Origin of the sequence: Achromobacter sp. UMC46, assembly GCF_014170335.1 — a bacterium.
In the GTDB taxonomy this organism is placed as follows: domain Bacteria; phylum Pseudomonadota; class Gammaproteobacteria; order Burkholderiales; family Burkholderiaceae_B; genus Achromobacter.
The window spans coordinates 433,717-447,693 of record NZ_LZZS01000004.1 but is presented as its reverse complement, the minus strand read 5'-3'; the positions used below and the strand labels follow the sequence as shown (position 1 = coordinate 447,693).

Genomic DNA, 13,977 nt, shown 5'->3' with positions numbered 1-13,977 from the left:
GCGAATGATGGCAGCCTCTTCCCCCAAGTCACGTCGCCTTTGCCTTTGGAGGCGAATTCTGGTGAATGGTTTTCATGACGCCGACATGCCGGATACAGCGGATTGTCAGGGACTCCATGTAGCGTCTTGCAGGCACTCGCCGTCAAGCTGGGCGCGATATGGCATTTTTCATGAGTGGGCGCTTGCCGCTTGGATTAACCCAAATATCTTGAGTTCTCCGCGCGACAATGCCTCCCAATGTTTCGGGCGGATCTGGTCTTCAATACTGGAGTTCCGATATGAAAAGTCGCTTTGCGCGGGTAGTCGCGCTGTTGGCCGGGGTGCTGTGCATCGCCAATGCCGCGGCACAGCCGGCATTCCCAAGCAGCTTCAAGAACCAGACCGTCACCATGGCGGATGGCGCGAAGATTTTCGTCCGTTCCGGTGGCGCCGGCCCTGCCGTGGTACTCATTCACGGGTTCGGCGACACGGGCGACATGTGGGCGCCACTCGCGCAAGCGCTCGCGAAGACGCACCTGGTGATCGTGCCGGACCTGCGCGGCATGGGGAAATCGTCAAAACCCGCCAGTGGCTACGACAAGAAGTCGCAGGCGGTCGACATACGCGCGGTCGTGACGGCGTTCAAGCAGGACAGGACCGCCGTGGTCGGCCATGACATTGGCACGATGGTCGCCTATGCGTATGCGGCGAGCTATCCCGACAAAGTCGACAAACTCGTCGTGATGGACGCACCCGTGCCCGGCATCGCGCCTTGGGACCAGATCATCCTGTGGCCCGCGCTGTGGCATTTCAACGCCGGCGGCCCTGATTTCGAGCGTCTGGTCGCAGGTAGGGAACGCATCTATCTTGACCGGTTCTGGAACGAGTTTGCCGGCACGCCGTCGAAGATCGACGAGGCCACGCGACGCCACTACACCAAGCTCTATTCCCAGCCAGGCGCGATGCGCGCCGCCTTCGCGCAGTTCAACGCCATCGCCAAGAGCGACGTCGCCGACAACATCGCGTTCTCCAAAACCAAGCTCACCATGCCGGTGCTGGCCATCGGCGGAGAGAAGTCCTTCGGCGACAACATGGCGATCGTCATGCGTAATGCGGCGACCGATGTGCGCGGAGAAGTCGTGCCAGGGGCGGGGCACTGGTTGATGGAAGAGAGCACCGGCGCGACGGTCGGGTTGATCGTAAGATTTCTGGCTGCGTCGCAGTAGCCCGTCGGCGCTGACACCATCCTTCATTCAGCTGGCGGCACCACTGCAATCGCGAGCTTTCCCTGGATACCGTTGTTCGGCGCCTCCAACCGGGCGTGGGCGAGCGGAATGTCGGCAAGCGAGTACACCGCGCCAAGGTGTGGCCGCAGCTGGCCGCGCGCGATCAACGCGCTCAACTCATCAAGCTTGCCGCGGTGTTGGCGGGTGAAGACGAAGTGGTAGCTCGCGTTCTTGCCCCAAGCCTGGACGAGGTTCTGTGGTTGCGCGATGTCCACGATCGTGACGACCCGGCCAAGTTGTGCAAGCGCGTCGGGGCTGCGCGACAAGGTGTGGCCGCCGACGGTGTCGAACACGACGTCGACGCCGCGGCCCCCCGTTGCTCGCATGACGGCCTCGACGTAGTCTTCCTTTTCGTAGTCGATGACCCCGTCGGCACCCAGGCCGCGTGCGAAATCAGCGCTGGATTCGCGCACCGTCGTGAACACCTTTGCGCCGATGGCTTTTGCCAGCTGGATCGCCACATGGCCGACGCCTCCGGCGCCGCCATGTATCAGGATGGTTTCGCCCACTCGCAGCGCCGCGCGCACGACCAGGGCTTCCCACGCCGTTCCGCCCACCAAGGTCAGGCTTGCCGCTTCAAGATGGCTTAGCGAAGGCGGCTTCTTTCCGACGATGGCCTCAGCGGCCACGTGGTATTCGGCATAGCTTCCTTGCCCGTCGAAAATCTGCGGGGTGTACCAGACTTCGTCTCCGGGGGAGAAGGCCGTCACACCCGGCCCGACGGCTTCGACGACGCCAGAGACGTCGTGTCCGGTAATGGCGGGCAAGGGGACCAGGTCAGGATAATCGCCGCGCCGGACCTGGTAGTCCAAGGGATTGATGGAGGTGGCATGCACGCGGACCAGGACTTGTCCTGTGTGGGGCACCGGTTTGGGCACATCGCAAAGCTCGAACGAGTCGGGGCCGCCAAATGATTTAAGGGTGATCGCTTTCATTGCAGTTCCTAAGTTCGAAAAAAAGGGATATCGGGAAATACCGATGTATTGGAATAAAAAAAGGGCATGAAAAGAAGGAGTGAAAAGAAGGGGCGAAAAAGGTTCGAGGTAAAAATTACAGCTCTTTCCCGATGATCTCGGCAAGCGCACTGATGGCCGCTTCGTTCCGCTTGTAGTAAGTCCACTGGCCGATGCGCCTGACTTCAACCAGGCCTGCACGCTGCAGGGTCGCAAGATAGTCAGACACCGTCGACTGCGACAGCCCGACGCCTTCCTGGATGCTGCTGACGCAGACGCCCACCGTATGAACATCCCCCTCATCCTGCGGGGGGAAGTGCGTCGCGGGATCCTTCAAACCTTTCAAGATTTCAAGGCGCGTGCGGTTCGAGAGGGCTTTGAATATTTCGAGCAATTCCATGCGGCGATTGTATCGAGATTTACCGATATGTCAATATGCGAAGTGGCCGCGGCGGCGAAGGGCAGCCGTCAAAGCCCCCGCAGGAATTCGACCAGCGCGTCATTGACTTCGCGAGGCGCCTCCTGCTGCAGCCAATGCCCCGCGTGGGGGATCACTTCGGTCGAGCGCAATCGGGGAACGAGGCTCGGCATGGCGTTGATGATCTGGTCCATGCCCGGGATCGCCAGTCCCGTGTCGCGTCCGCCCACAAGATACAGGGCGGGTACGTCGACCGTCTTGCCGTCCAGTGCGCCCTGCAGGGCCCAATTACGGTCCAGATTCCGGTAATAGTTAAGCCCGCCGCGAAAGCCGCTGGCCTTGTAGCTCTGGACAAACACATCCAGGTCCAGCGGGGCAAGCCAGGCTGGCAGTGTTTCGGGGATAGGCAGCGAATCGAGCAGGCCACGACCGTTGGCCACCATGCCGAAGGGATTGGGCGTGCCCGGTTCGTCGCGAGGCCCGGCATTGCCCGACGCGGCGAAGTAGATGGCGCGCAGCGTTGCGCTGACGTCCCGTTCGAACTCCTGTTCAGCCACGCCCGGTTGACTGAAGTAGTGCGTATAGAACATCGCCGATTCCGTTCTGGGGAACAGCCGGCTGGGCGGGACGGGGGGCCGGCCCATCATGGGGACGCCCAGCGCGGCAATGGCGCGAAAGCGGTCGGGCCGTATCTGCGCGGCCTGCCACGCGATATTGGCGCCCCAATCGCCTCCGACGATCACGGCGTCATCCGCGCCCTCGTTGTCGATCAACGCGACCAGATCGCCGATCACGTCCAGGGTCGTATACGCCGCCACGTCCGCCGGACTTTCGCTGGCGCCGTAGCCGCGCAAATCGGGGGCGATGGCGCGATAGCCCGCAAGGGCCAGGGCGGGAAGCTGGTGGCGCCACGCGTGGGAGGTTTCGGGAAAGCCGTGGCACAGCAAGACAAGCGGGCCTTCGCCTTGCGCGGTGACATGCAGTGTGATGCCGTTGACGTTCACATTCCGGGTTTCAAGGTCAGTCATTGTGGGCGCTCGGAGAAAGATTGCAATGCCGCTATAATAGCGTAACAGTTAAAGTTACGGTATATTAACCCAATGGCCTATGACACACGTCTTGCGCGCCTGCTGCACGTGCTGATCCATATGGATTTGCGCGGCGGCATGACCACTTCGGCAACGCTGGCCCAGATGCTGCACACCAACGAGGTCGTGGTGCGCCGGACCATGGCGGCGCTACGCACGGCCGGCATGGTCACGTCCACGGGCGGGCGAAACGGGGGATGGGCGCTGGCCAAGGGGTTGGACACCATCACGGCGCGGGATGTCTATGAGGCGATCGCCCATGGTTCCGTCTTTGCCATCGGTCCGGCCGACGACAATCCGGCTTGCCCGGTCGAGCGTGCCGCGAATCAGTGGGTGGGGGATGCCCTGCGTGAAGGCGAGGAGGCCTTGCTGCGGCACTTGGGCAGGAAGTCGCTAGCCGAGCTGGCGTCGGAGATCGTCGCGCGCTGAAGGCATGGCCGATCCATCACGGCAAAGAAACTGCTCTCCGATACATCGGTCTATTCCTCCTTTCTTGCCGGAGCATGGAAGATTTGCCGAATGCGCAGTCGCCGCAATGAACGCTATCAATAACAACAGACCAAGCCGCATCCTCGTTCCCATTAGATTGAAAGAATAACTGCGTTGGCATTGCTAACGTTCCTGATGGATCCATGCTGCAGGAAATTGTAGTCGGATACGTTATTGGGACGCGTCACGAACGGCCGCGTACATCCAATAATCGCGCGCCTGTCCGCGCACCTTTCGGTACTGCCGCATTAATCCCTCGCAGTGCATTCCCGCGCGCTCCACGACCGCAATGGACGGGGTGTTGCTGTCCAGGACGGTGGCCTGGATGCGCTGGAGGTCCATGGCATCGTGCGCCCAGCCGATGACGGCGCGCGCAGCGTGCGTCGCCAAGCCGCGGCCGGTATGGCGCGGGTCCAGGTCATAGGCCAGTTCAGCCCGCCCATTCGCTTGGGAAATATCGTTCAGACCCACCGTGCCAAATAACCCGCCGCATGCACCCACGATGGCCCATCGCAACGCATCCCCCCGGCCCGCGTAGCCATGGATGAGTTCCGCAAGTGCCGACGGACTGATATCGCCCCAGCTGGTATGTTCGATGACGCCCGGCTGGTTCAGGTAGGCCGACCATGCCGCGGCATCCGTGGCCTGAAGCGGTCGTAGAGACGCTTGCGCTGCGGGGGGTAATGCAATCAGTATGGGTTCCATCGGTGGCCTGGGTCGTGGACGCGTCATCAGCAATCCATTATTCGTCCATCAAGAATTCGAATTTTTCTCTTATGGGTCTGAATCACAATTCAATCCACTCGCCAAGAATAATCGCGAGGCCAGAAAGTAGAGCATAAGAGGACGACGATGGAATCGGTGTATCTGATGGTGGCGCTGGGCGCGGTGGTCGCCGGTTTCGTGCAGGGCTTGTCAGGCTTCGCGTTCGGGCTTGTGGCGATGTCGTTTTGGGCCTGGGCGCTAGAGCCGCGACTGGCGGCCACGCTTGCGGTATTCGGTGCGCTGGTGGGGCAGGTGCTGGCGGCCGTTACGGTCAGGCGCGGCTTCAATCTGAAGCTGCTGCTGCCGTTCGTGTTGGGCGGCCTGGCGGGTATTCCGCTTGGGGTGGCCGTGCTGCCGCATCTGGATATGGATTGGTTCAAGGCGCTGCTCGGCGCATTGCTGATCGTCTGGTGCCCGATCATGCTGCTGGCCAAGAACCTGCCGAAGATCACGGCAGGCGGGCGGTTGGCGGACGGGACGGTGGGGTTCGCGGGCGGCGTGCTGGGCGGCATTGGCGGGTTTTCGGGGTCGTTGCCTACGCTGTGGTGCACGCTGCGCGGCTTCGAAAAAGACAAGCAGCGCGCCATCATCCAGAACTTCAACCTGTCCATGCTGGCGGTGACGATGGGCACGTACCTGGCCACCGGGATCGTGACGCGCGACATGGTGCCGATGTTCGCCATCGTAGCGCCCGCGATGCTGGTGCCGACGTTGCTGGGGGCGAAGCTTTACATCGGCATCAGCGAGGCGCGTTTCCGGCAGATCGTCCTGGGCTTGCTTACGGTGTCCGGCCTGGCGCTGCTGGCGTCCGCCGTGCCCCGCTTGTTGGAACGCCTGGCATAGCGACGCCGTCGGGGGCGGTGTCGCAGGCCCAGGCGACAATGCCGTCCGGGCGCACCAGCACTGCCCGCAAGCCCAAGCGGTCTTGGGCGTCGCAACTGGCGTAGTCGCCCTGCGGTTGCCCGGGGCGTAGCAAGCCCGCAAGTGCTGCGCTGGCATCGAAGTCCAGAAACAGTGCTTTACCGCCGCGTAGAAGCAGACCGGCTCTCTTGCCATTGGCCAGTTCGAAGTCGGGCATGCTGCGTCCGACCAGCGGATGACCGCCGCCCAGATCTTGGCGCTGCGACACGCCCCACACGCGCTCGGCGAAATACGTTGCACCGTCGCGGGCATGGATCAGGTCGCGCATGATGGCTTCAAGCGCGCGCGTGCTTGGCGTGGGGCGCATCAGCGCGACCTGCGCGCGCGACCAATCCAGGATCCGGCGCGTAGGGCCCCATCAATTCCGCCACCCAATCGATGAACAGGCGCAGCTTGGCGCTGACATGCCGGTTCGGCGGGAACGCGATGGTGAGCGGCATCGGATCCAGGCGCCAGTCTTCGAACAGCGGCACCAGTTCCCCGCGTGTCAGGTAGGGCCGGGCCATGTAATCGGGCAGCCACAGCACGCCCATTCCCGCCAATCCCGCAGCCAGATAGGCGTTGCCGTCGTCCACCGCCAACACGTAGCGCCCGTGCACGTTGACGCTTTCGTCGCCGCGGTGCATGGCGTAGGGGAACGCGCGGCCGATGCGCGACCACAGATAGCCCACGATCCGGTGATGCGTATCTTCCAGTTCTTGCGGGTGCGAGGGCAGGCCGGCGCGTTCCAGATAGGCGGGGGCGGCGTAGACGCCCAGCCGCAGGTCGGCGACCCGACGCGCCATCAGCGACTGGTCGGTGATTTCGCCGCCGCGCACCACGCAGTCCACGTTCTCGCCGAGGATATCCACGATGCGGTCGCTGACGCCCATGTCCAACTGGATGTCGGGATAGCGCGCATGGAATGCGGGCAGCGCAGGGATCAGGATCATGCGGGCCAGCGGGCTGGGCACGTCCACGCGAAGGCGGCCCCGGGGCGCGGCCGACGCGGCGGACAAGCCGGTTTCGGCGTCGTCCATGTCGGCCAGCAGTTTGATCACGCGTTCGTAGTAGGCGGCGCCGTCGGCGGTGACGGCGACGCGGCGTGTGGTGCGGTTCAGCAATTTGACGCGCAGGCGCGCCTCCAGCTGCTGCACCAGTTGCGTGACGCTGGTTTTGCTCATGTGCAGCGTTTCCGCCGCCTTGGTGAAGCTGCCGGCTTCCACCACGCGGGCGAAGGCCTGCATCGCATCGAATCGGTCCATGGCGGTTCCCAGGGTTGCGCGGATTGTTTGGATTCTACAAACAGTGATGGACAGTATTGCCCGTTTATCGGCGCCAGGCGGGTCTTTACAGTGAAGCCTTCGTTAATGACGGGCCGCTTCCGGCCCATAAATGGAGAGGATTCATGGCAAGCCGCGACGTCGTTTTTCCCCCTGGCCGCCAGGCGCTTTATGAACGCAACCGCTATTCGCCGGCCGTCCGGTCCAACGGCTTCCTGTTCGTGTCGGGGCAGGTCGGCAGCCGCGAAGACGGCTCGCCCGAACCGGAACTTCAAACACAGGTGCGGCGGGCGTTTGAAAACCTGAACGCCATCTTGAAGGCGGCGGGCTGCACGTTCGACGATGTGGTGGACGTGACGGTCTTCATGATCGACCCGCAGTCCAAGTTCGAAACCGTCTGGCAAGTGGTGCCGGAATACTGGGGCGAGGCGCCGCATCCGGCTCTGACGGCCGTGGGCGTGACGTGGCTGTACGGCTTCGACTTCGAGATCAAGGTGATCGCGAAGCTGCCGGGCGCGGCGCAGGACTGACCCGGCCGCCTACTTCTTCACGACGTAGTTGTTCGCCTCGTTTTCACCCGCCCATTTGCGCAGCGACGCGATGAATTCCGGGCAGACGTTGCCGTCGACACTGGAGCTGACGATGACGCTGTTCTGCATCCGCATCAGCACCGTGCATTCATAGACTCGCGAGCGGTCCTGGTAGTGGCCTGTCGTGTTCGTTTGGAACACCGGCGTGGCGGCGGTGGTGTTGGTGGCGGCGATCATGCCGACGACCTGCTGACTGGAGCCGGTGGTGACCCATTCCGTGTAGGGGGCGGTCTGATAGTCGGACCACTCCAGCTCCACTTCGTTGCCGACGACGCGCGTCTTGGACGGTTCGCCCAACGCGGCGATGGCGTCATTGATCGAGCGGCCTTCCATGTTCTTGGCCACGTTCACGCTGGGCGAGAACGACAGGCCGGACTTGAACACGTTGCCCAGTGACGGCATCGCGGAGCTGCCGCCGGTGGGCATCGGTGCGCAGCCGGACAGGGTGGCCGCAGCGGCAATCAGGCTGGCCGGCAACCAGAGCGGCGTGCGGCGGATCGGGGAGGGCTGGGGCGACTTCATGGCGTGCTGTCGATGCTCCGTGGCAGGTCAAGGTGGCTCAACGCGTTTGTTTCTTTATGTGACAGCTTCAGGCAGGGCTGAGGCGGAGGTCCCCGCAGCGCAAGCGCCGGACGCTGACGGCGTGCTTAAGAAAGTTCGACATTTTTACCGGAAAACGGGGCCAGTATCGTCCTCTAAGCATGTGAAATTTGTTACGCAATATGCCGGCAGGGGGTATTCACAGGGGGACAGACCAGAAGGGCTTCTTGCTAAGATCGTCCCCGCTCCCCACTCGATCCCTCATTCCGACGATGATGCCTGCCCGATTTCTTCCCCTGATCCGCGCTGCATTCGCCGCTCTCGCCGTCGTGGCGGGCCTGGCTTCTCCCGCGGCGTTCGCCCAAAGCGTCTACGGCGCTATGGCGACGGACGGCGACCATTCCAAGGTGTACTGGGTGGGGCCGGAAAAAACCAAGCAGTGGGCCGACATGGCAGCCGTCGCCGAGTGCAAACGCGCGGGCGGAAAAGGGTGCAAGTCGCTGACCACCTTCTGGGACAGCTGCATGGCTTATGCGCGCAATTCGCGCCAGGACCTGTTCCCGGGCAATAGCGTGTCGCCCGAAATGGCGGCCAAGAAGGCCATGCGCCGCTGCACGGCGGCCAGCCCTGACGGCAAATGCCGGTTGACGACGATGCCCGTGTGCGCGGGCCCGGGCTATAGCGCCGAAGACCTGGCGGCCGCGAAGCGGGCCAAACCCGCCGATGTGGAGGCGCTGTCGGCCAAGCTGGACACCCGCGCCTATTGGGGCGCCGTGGCGGAAAACGCCGATGGCGGCGTGGTCTATGCGGACGGCTATCCGACGGAAGACGAGGCGCTTAATACGTTGCTGAAATGGGAAGACTGCAAAGACTGCCGCAAGCTCCTGACCTATAAGGACAGCTGCGTCGGCATGGCGTGGGTCAAGGGCAGCGAAGGCCGGGGCACGCGCTTTACGGCGTTGAACCCCGACTCCGTGTCGGCGCGCGAGGAATCGCGCGCCACTTGCACGGCCAAGACGGGCGCGCCGGCTTGCGTGGCAATGGTGCGCTGCTCGGGCCGCGCCTATGCCGACGGCTACAAGGGCGAAGACGTCAAGTCGCAATAAGAGCTTGCGCGGTCCTGGCTGCGCTTATTTGTCCAGCCAGGGCGCTTCCTTCCACAGTTGCTGGAATTCGGCTTCGCCAGCCGCCAGTTCGCGGGCGTAGTCGGCCGGGGGCAAGTAGCGTAGCGGGGCGAACATTTCATGGGCCTTGGCCTGGAATTCCGGATCGTCCACCGTGCGCTTCACGGCGTCCACGAGTTTGCCGCGCACGTCCGCCGGCAGCCCCTTGGGCGCGGCCAGGCCGCGCAACGACGCCAGTTCAACGTCATAGCCCTGTTCCTTGAACGTGGGCACGTCGGGCAGTGCTTCTGAACGCGCCTTGCCCATCTGCCCCAGGAAACGCAGTGGCGTGCCGCCTTTCTGGTACTGCAGCGCTTCGCCCACGTTGATCGCGCCGATCGTGATTTCTCCGCCTGCCAACGCGCCGCGCACTTCGCCCGCGCCCTTGTAGGGAATGTGGCTGAGCTTCGCGCCCGAGGCGCGCTCGAAACGCAGCATGGCCAGGTGGTCGTCCGACCCCGTGCCCGTGGTGCCTACCGTGACCTTGCCGGGATTCTGCTTGGCATAGGCAGACAGGTCGGCCAGCGTCTTCAATTCATTGTCGTTGCGCACGGTGAAGGCGCCCGGATCATCGATCAGGTTGCCCAGCAAGTCGTAGCTTTGCCAGGTGAAGCTGGACTTGCGTTCGATGGGGATGGTCAGCAGGTTGGGCGTGTTGATGAAGCCGATGGTGTAGCCGTCGGGCTGCGCGCGGGCCAATTCGGTGAAGCCGATGGCGCCGCCCGCGCCAGGGCGGTTCAACACCACGATGCGGGCATCGTTGCCCAGGTACTTCTGCAGGAACGGCGCCATCATGCGCGCGACCAGGTCCGTGCCGCCGCCCGGGCCGTAGGACACGATCAGGTTGATGGGGCGTTCCGGATAGCCGGCGGCTTGGGCCGCGCCGCCAAAAAGGGCGGCGCCCGACAGCAGGGCGGCGGACGCGGCCAGGATGCGCAGCGAGCGGCGCTTGTTGGGTTGTTGCATGGTGTCTCCTCGGGGGATGGGTCGGCGGCTTGGTGCCGCGCTGTTCTTGAAAGGGGTGCAACGCCGCGCAGGCGTCGCGGGGACGGCAGGAAATCAGTAGGGCGGCGGATTCAAGTTGGCGATGCGCGCGACGGCGATGGGCCAGACCTCGGGGTTGACCAGTTGCGGCGGGCGTTCGCCGCGCAGCATCAAGATCAATTGCGTGGCGGAGGACTGCGCGACGTTGCGCCGGGCCTCGTGGGTGACGCCTGCCGTATGGAAGGTGGCGACCACATTGGGCAGGCCCAGCAAGGGCGCGTCGTGCGGGGGCGGCTCTTGCTGCCAGACGTCCAGGCCGGCGCCGCGCAGATGGCCGCCGCGCAAGGCGTCGTACAAGGCCGCTTCGTCATGGATGCCGCCGCGCGCGGTCGAGATGAATACGGCACCCGGCTTCATGGCGGCGAACGCGCGCGCATCCACCAGGCCGCGCGTGGAGGCGTCCAGCGGGCAATGCAGCGATACGACATCGGATTGCGCCAGCAGGTCGGCCAGCGACACGGGTTCGGCGCCGCGGCGGCGGATGGTGTCGGCGTCCAGCAGCGGATCATGCGCGATCACGCGCATGCCGAAGCCTTGGGCGATGCGTGCGACCCGCGACCCGATCTGCCCGATGCCCACCAGGCCGATCACCGTGCCGTGGATCTCGTGGCCCATCAGGTCTTCGCGGGAAAATCCGGTGTCGTGGCGCAGGCGTTGATGCGATTCGACCACGCGGCGCTGCACGGCCAGCAACAGCGCGTACGTGTGTTCGGCGACGGACGCGGCGTTGCCGCCCGCCTGGTTCACCACCGCGATGCCGGCTGCGGTGCAGGCCGGCACGTCCACGGTGTCATAGCCCGCGCCGCCGGAGGACACGCACACCAGATCGGGACATTGCGCGATCAGCTCGGCGTTCACGAACCATTGGCGGGGCAGTTCGTCCTTGGCGGCGGACACGTGATAGGCATGGGCCGTCTTCAGGCCGGCCAGCGTGCGCGCATCGTCGCCGCGCGCCGGCAGCACCGACAAGCCGATGCCGGGCGCCGCGCCGATAGTCTGGTCGAACACCGGGTTCAACCACAGGTCCAGCCGGCAAAGGCGTTTGGGGAAGTCTTGCAGGGTGGAACCGAAATCCGGCATTGCGGCTTGTCTCCGTATAGGCGCATGAGGGGCTGTCGAGGCGACTCTACCCGCGCAAAAACCGGATATAAAGCGAATAATTTTCTGATCTAAGAGCGAAATTTAGTAAACAATTGCCGGTTCAAACCATTCCCGCTGGCGCGTCGAAGTCCAACGTGTCTTGCGCCAGAATGCGCAGGCTGTCCAGCATGGGCCGCGTGTCGTCCCGCCGCCATTGGAAGGTATAGGGCAGGGGGCGCAAGGGCGCCAGCCCGGGCAGGCGGTTCAAATCGCCACGCTGGATCAGGATGCGCGCCCAGGCGCTGGGCAGGAAACCCAGCCCCAAGCCTTGGCGCAGCATGCCGGCGATGGCGCCCCAGCTGTTGCAGCATTGGGTGCGGCCGGGGGACACGCCTTGTTCGGTCAACCAGTCGTCCAGCATGCGGATCACGCCCGAGCTTTGCGGCTGCGTGATCAAGGTCAGCCCGGGCAGGTCGGCGGGCGTCAGCGCGTTGGGATCGGGCACCGCGCGGGATGAGGCCACCCAGTCGAAGTCCGCGCTGCCGATCAGGTGCGACGCGATGGACGCGCGCGACGACGGCCCGGCGATCACGGCGAAATCCAGGTCGCCGTCTTCCAGCCCGCGCTCCACCAGTTCTCCCACCCCCACGTAAGGTTCCACCAGCAGGTTCGGATGCGCGCGCTGGATTTCCGCGATCAGCCGCGGCATCCACGTGACCGACGTGAGCTCGCCCGCGCCGAATCGGCAACGCCCCGAATACGTGAGGTTGTTGCTGGCCTGCTGCATGAACTGGTCGGCGTTGCGCAGCAGGTCTTTGGCGTGCGGCACCAGTTGTTCGCCCAAGGCAGTCAGCGTGGCGCTGCGCGCGCTGCGGCTGAACAGGTCCGCGCCGATGGATGCTTCGAGTTCCCCGATGCGCTTTGACAGCGACGACACCGAGATATTCAGCCGGTTCGCGGCGATGGCGAAGTTCTTGCAGGTGGCGGCCCAGTAGAAGGCTTCAAGTTGCTTGAGCGTCATGGCGGGGGGTGAAGTGTCGGGGGAATCAAGAGCGAATAAAAGTGTAATAACGAATATCGATAAAGTCACTTTATTCAAACTGTCGCCGGGCCTATAGTCGTCCGCCACCCAATGACAACTGCGCGGAGGCCCCAATCCATGATCGGCCGACCGCCGACAGGAGCCCACGCCATGTCCGACCCTTTGCGCCATCTGCTCAGCCTGCACGATTTCGAGGCGGCGGCGAAGAAGCGCTTGCCCAAGCCGATCTTCGCTTACGTGTCCGGGGCGGTGGAAGACGGCCAGTCCGAGCGCGGCAACCGGCAGGCCTTTTCCCAGTACGGATTCCGGCCGAAAGTGCTGGTGGACGTGTCCCGGCGCAGCACACGGGCCACGGTGCTGGGCCGGGAGTATGCCGCGCCGGTGGGCGTGGCGCCCATGGGCATTTCGGCTTTGTCCAGTTACCGTGGCGACATCGTGCTGGCCCGCGCCGCGGCCGACGCGGATGTGCCGTGCATCATGAGCGGATCGTCGCTGATCCGGCTGGAGGAAGTGATGCAGGCCGCGCCCGGCACGTGGTTCCAGGCCTACCTGCCCGGCGACGACGCGCAGATTGCCGCGTTGATCGACCGCGTGGCGGCGGCCGGCGTGACGACGCTGGTGCTGACGGTGGATACGCCGGTGGACGCCAATCGCGAAAACAATGTGCGGGCGGGCTTTTCGACGCCGCTGCGTCCCAGCGCAAGCCTGGCATGGCAGGGGCTGACGCATCCGCGCTGGTTGTTCGGCACGTTTTTGCGCACGCTATGGCGCCACGGTATGCCGCACTTCGAGAACAACTATGCGACACGCGGCGCGCCGATCCTGTCCGCCAACGTGCTGCGCGACTTCTCGGACCGCGGCCATTTGAACTGGACGCATGTGGCGGCCATCCGCCGCCGTTGGAAGGGGCAGATGGTGATCAAGGGCATCCTGCATCCCGAGGATGCGCGCACGGCCCGCGCGCACGGCCTGGACGGTGTGATCGTCTCGAATCATGGCGGCAGGCAGTTGGACGGCAGCCTGTCCCCCCTGCAGGCCTTGCCTGCGGTGGTGGATGCCGCGGGCGGCATGGACGTGATGCTGGACAGCGGCGTGCGGCGCGGCTCGGACGTATTGAAGGCGATGGCGCTGGGCGCGCGCTGCGTGTTCGTGGGGCGGCCCTTCAACTATGCGGCGGCGGTGGCGGGGCAGCGCGGCGTGGCTCATGCCATTGGTCTGATCGTGGAAGAAGTCCGCCGCAACATGGGTTTGCTGGGCGTGGTGGACCTGAAGGCGCTGGACGCCGATTGCGTGCTGCGGTTGCCTGGCGGGTAGGCCGACTGCGCCGGTCGCCGGCTTGGCCTAGAATGCGGGCACC

At 64.4% G+C, this 13,977-nt stretch carries 15 protein-coding genes and 1 pseudogene; 6 read left to right on the top strand and 10 right to left on the bottom strand.

Annotated elements, in window-relative coordinates; genetic code table 11:
* The first annotated feature begins 278 nt into the window (after nucleotides 1–278).
* Nucleotides 279–1,205 (top strand): alpha/beta fold hydrolase, encoded by a 927-nt coding sequence (locus tag A9973_RS04900; protein ID WP_183012642.1) that lies wholly within the window; start codon nucleotides 279–281, stop codon nucleotides 1,203–1,205.
* A gap of 23 nt (nucleotides 1,206–1,228) precedes the next feature.
* Here the strand turns inward: A9973_RS04900 and A9973_RS04895 are convergent, their stop codons facing one another.
* The 3 genes from A9973_RS04895 to A9973_RS04885 form a co-directional block, all read right to left on the bottom strand.
* Nucleotides 1,229–2,200 carry a zinc-dependent alcohol dehydrogenase family protein gene (locus A9973_RS04895; RefSeq protein ID WP_183012641.1) on the bottom strand — a complete coding sequence of 324 codons (972 nt, stop codon included), beginning with the start codon at nucleotides 2,198–2,200 and terminating at the stop codon, nucleotides 1,229–1,231.
* A gap of 115 nt (nucleotides 2,201–2,315) precedes the next feature.
* A complete protein-coding gene (locus A9973_RS04890) occupies nucleotides 2,316–2,618 on the bottom strand; it encodes a helix-turn-helix transcriptional regulator (RefSeq protein WP_183012640.1) in 303 nt (100 codons plus the stop codon).
* A 68-nt stretch (nucleotides 2,619–2,686) separates the two neighbouring features.
* Complete coding sequence (locus A9973_RS04885) at nucleotides 2,687–3,664, bottom strand: alpha/beta fold hydrolase (RefSeq protein WP_183012639.1); 978 nt, start codon at nucleotides 3,662–3,664, stop codon at nucleotides 2,687–2,689.
* A 72-nt stretch (nucleotides 3,665–3,736) separates the two neighbouring features.
* On the opposite strand from A9973_RS04885, the gene A9973_RS04880 reads away from it, so the two are divergent.
* Nucleotides 3,737–4,153 carry an Rrf2 family transcriptional regulator gene (locus A9973_RS04880; RefSeq protein WP_183012638.1) on the top strand — a complete coding sequence of 139 codons (417 nt, stop codon included), beginning with the start codon at nucleotides 3,737–3,739 and terminating at the stop codon, nucleotides 4,151–4,153.
* A 231-nt stretch (nucleotides 4,154–4,384) separates the two neighbouring features.
* Here the strand turns inward: A9973_RS04880 and A9973_RS04875 are convergent, their stop codons facing one another.
* Nucleotides 4,385–4,918, bottom strand: coding sequence for a GNAT family N-acetyltransferase (locus tag A9973_RS04875; protein WP_183012637.1), 534 nt, complete (start codon nucleotides 4,916–4,918; stop codon nucleotides 4,385–4,387).
* Nucleotides 4,919–5,065: 147 nt separating this feature from the next.
* Between A9973_RS04875 and A9973_RS04870 the strand changes: the two genes are divergently transcribed.
* Entirely contained in the window at nucleotides 5,066–5,821 is a 756-nt protein-coding gene (locus A9973_RS04870; RefSeq protein ID WP_183012636.1) for a sulfite exporter TauE/SafE family protein, read from the top strand.
* Here the strand turns inward: A9973_RS04870 and A9973_RS04865 are convergent.
* Nucleotides 5,757–6,242, bottom strand: a pseudogene (locus A9973_RS04865) (hypothetical protein); the annotation flags it as partial. The gene A9973_RS04870 and the pseudogene A9973_RS04865 sit on opposite strands and share 65 nt — an antisense overlap.
* A complete protein-coding gene (locus A9973_RS04860) occupies nucleotides 6,175–7,143 on the bottom strand; it encodes a LysR family transcriptional regulator (protein WP_183012635.1) in 969 nt (322 codons plus the stop codon). The pseudogene A9973_RS04865 and the gene A9973_RS04860, both read right to left, overlap by 68 nt.
* 143 nt (nucleotides 7,144–7,286) lie before the next feature.
* Between A9973_RS04860 and A9973_RS04855 the strand changes: the two genes are divergently transcribed.
* Entirely contained in the window at nucleotides 7,287–7,691 is a 405-nt protein-coding gene (locus A9973_RS04855; protein WP_183012634.1) for a RidA family protein, read from the top strand.
* A 9-nt stretch (nucleotides 7,692–7,700) separates the two neighbouring features.
* Here A9973_RS04855 and A9973_RS04850 read toward each other — a convergent pair whose 3' ends face one another.
* Nucleotides 7,701–8,273 carry a hypothetical protein gene (locus tag A9973_RS04850; protein WP_183012633.1) on the bottom strand — a complete coding sequence of 191 codons (573 nt, stop codon included), beginning with the start codon at nucleotides 8,271–8,273 and terminating at the stop codon, nucleotides 7,701–7,703.
* A 290-nt stretch (nucleotides 8,274–8,563) separates the two neighbouring features.
* Here A9973_RS04850 and A9973_RS04845 point away from each other — a divergent pair, with 290 nt between their 5' ends.
* On the top strand, nucleotides 8,564–9,397 hold the full coding sequence (locus A9973_RS04845) for a DUF4189 domain-containing protein (RefSeq protein ID WP_183012632.1): 834 nt from the start codon (nucleotides 8,564–8,566) through the stop codon (nucleotides 9,395–9,397).
* A gap of 24 nt (nucleotides 9,398–9,421) precedes the next feature.
* Here the strand turns inward: A9973_RS04845 and A9973_RS04840 are convergent, their stop codons facing one another.
* The 3 genes from A9973_RS04840 to A9973_RS04830 form a co-directional block, all read right to left on the bottom strand.
* Nucleotides 9,422–10,420 (bottom strand): tripartite tricarboxylate transporter substrate binding protein, encoded by a 999-nt coding sequence (locus A9973_RS04840; protein WP_183012631.1) that lies wholly within the window; start codon nucleotides 10,418–10,420, stop codon nucleotides 9,422–9,424.
* 93 nt (nucleotides 10,421–10,513) lie between these two features.
* Nucleotides 10,514–11,578 carry a hydroxyacid dehydrogenase gene (locus tag A9973_RS04835; protein WP_183012630.1) on the bottom strand — a complete coding sequence of 355 codons (1,065 nt, stop codon included), beginning with the start codon at nucleotides 11,576–11,578 and terminating at the stop codon, nucleotides 10,514–10,516.
* A gap of 121 nt (nucleotides 11,579–11,699) precedes the next feature.
* Nucleotides 11,700–12,599 carry a LysR family transcriptional regulator gene (locus A9973_RS04830; protein ID WP_183012629.1) on the bottom strand — a complete coding sequence of 300 codons (900 nt, stop codon included), beginning with the start codon at nucleotides 12,597–12,599 and terminating at the stop codon, nucleotides 11,700–11,702.
* 171 nt (nucleotides 12,600–12,770) lie between these two features.
* Here A9973_RS04830 and A9973_RS04825 point away from each other — a divergent pair, with 171 nt between their 5' ends.
* A complete protein-coding gene (locus A9973_RS04825; protein ID WP_183012628.1) occupies nucleotides 12,771–13,934 on the top strand; it encodes an alpha-hydroxy acid oxidase in 1,164 nt (387 codons plus the stop codon).
* Nucleotides 13,935–13,977 lie beyond the last annotated feature (43 nt).

What these genes read in the sequence shown, in the direction of transcription:
- A9973_RS04900 (WP_183012642.1), top strand. Translation starts at nt 279, where the DNA reads ATGAAAAGTCGCTTTGCGCGGGTAGTCGCGCTGTTGGCCGGGGTGCTG.
- A9973_RS04895 (WP_183012641.1), bottom strand. Translation starts at nt 2,200, where the DNA reads ATGAAAGCGATCACCCTTAAATCATTTGGCGGCCCCGACTCGTTCGAG.
- A9973_RS04890 (WP_183012640.1), bottom strand. Translation starts at nt 2,618, where the DNA reads ATGGAATTGCTCGAAATATTCAAAGCCCTCTCGAACCGCACGCGCCTT.
- A9973_RS04885 (WP_183012639.1), bottom strand. Translation starts at nt 3,664, where the DNA reads ATGACTGACCTTGAAACCCGGAATGTGAACGTCAACGGCATCACACTG.
- A9973_RS04880 (WP_183012638.1), top strand. Translation starts at nt 3,737, where the DNA reads ATGGCCTATGACACACGTCTTGCGCGCCTGCTGCACGTGCTGATCCAT.
- A9973_RS04875 (WP_183012637.1), bottom strand. Translation starts at nt 4,918, where the DNA reads ATGGAACCCATACTGATTGCATTACCCCCCGCAGCGCAAGCGTCTCTA.
- A9973_RS04870 (WP_183012636.1), top strand. Translation starts at nt 5,066, where the DNA reads ATGGAATCGGTGTATCTGATGGTGGCGCTGGGCGCGGTGGTCGCCGGT.
- A9973_RS04860 (WP_183012635.1), bottom strand. Translation starts at nt 7,143, where the DNA reads ATGGACCGATTCGATGCGATGCAGGCCTTCGCCCGCGTGGTGGAAGCC.
- A9973_RS04855 (WP_183012634.1), top strand. Translation starts at nt 7,287, where the DNA reads ATGGCAAGCCGCGACGTCGTTTTTCCCCCTGGCCGCCAGGCGCTTTAT.
- A9973_RS04850 (WP_183012633.1), bottom strand. Translation starts at nt 8,273, where the DNA reads ATGAAGTCGCCCCAGCCCTCCCCGATCCGCCGCACGCCGCTCTGGTTG.
- A9973_RS04845 (WP_183012632.1), top strand. Translation starts at nt 8,564, where the DNA reads ATGATGCCTGCCCGATTTCTTCCCCTGATCCGCGCTGCATTCGCCGCT.
- A9973_RS04840 (WP_183012631.1), bottom strand. Translation starts at nt 10,420, where the DNA reads ATGCAACAACCCAACAAGCGCCGCTCGCTGCGCATCCTGGCCGCGTCC.
- A9973_RS04835 (WP_183012630.1), bottom strand. Translation starts at nt 11,578, where the DNA reads ATGCCGGATTTCGGTTCCACCCTGCAAGACTTCCCCAAACGCCTTTGC.
- A9973_RS04830 (WP_183012629.1), bottom strand. Translation starts at nt 12,599, where the DNA reads ATGACGCTCAAGCAACTTGAAGCCTTCTACTGGGCCGCCACCTGCAAG.
- A9973_RS04825 (WP_183012628.1), top strand. Translation starts at nt 12,771, where the DNA reads ATGTCCGACCCTTTGCGCCATCTGCTCAGCCTGCACGATTTCGAGGCG.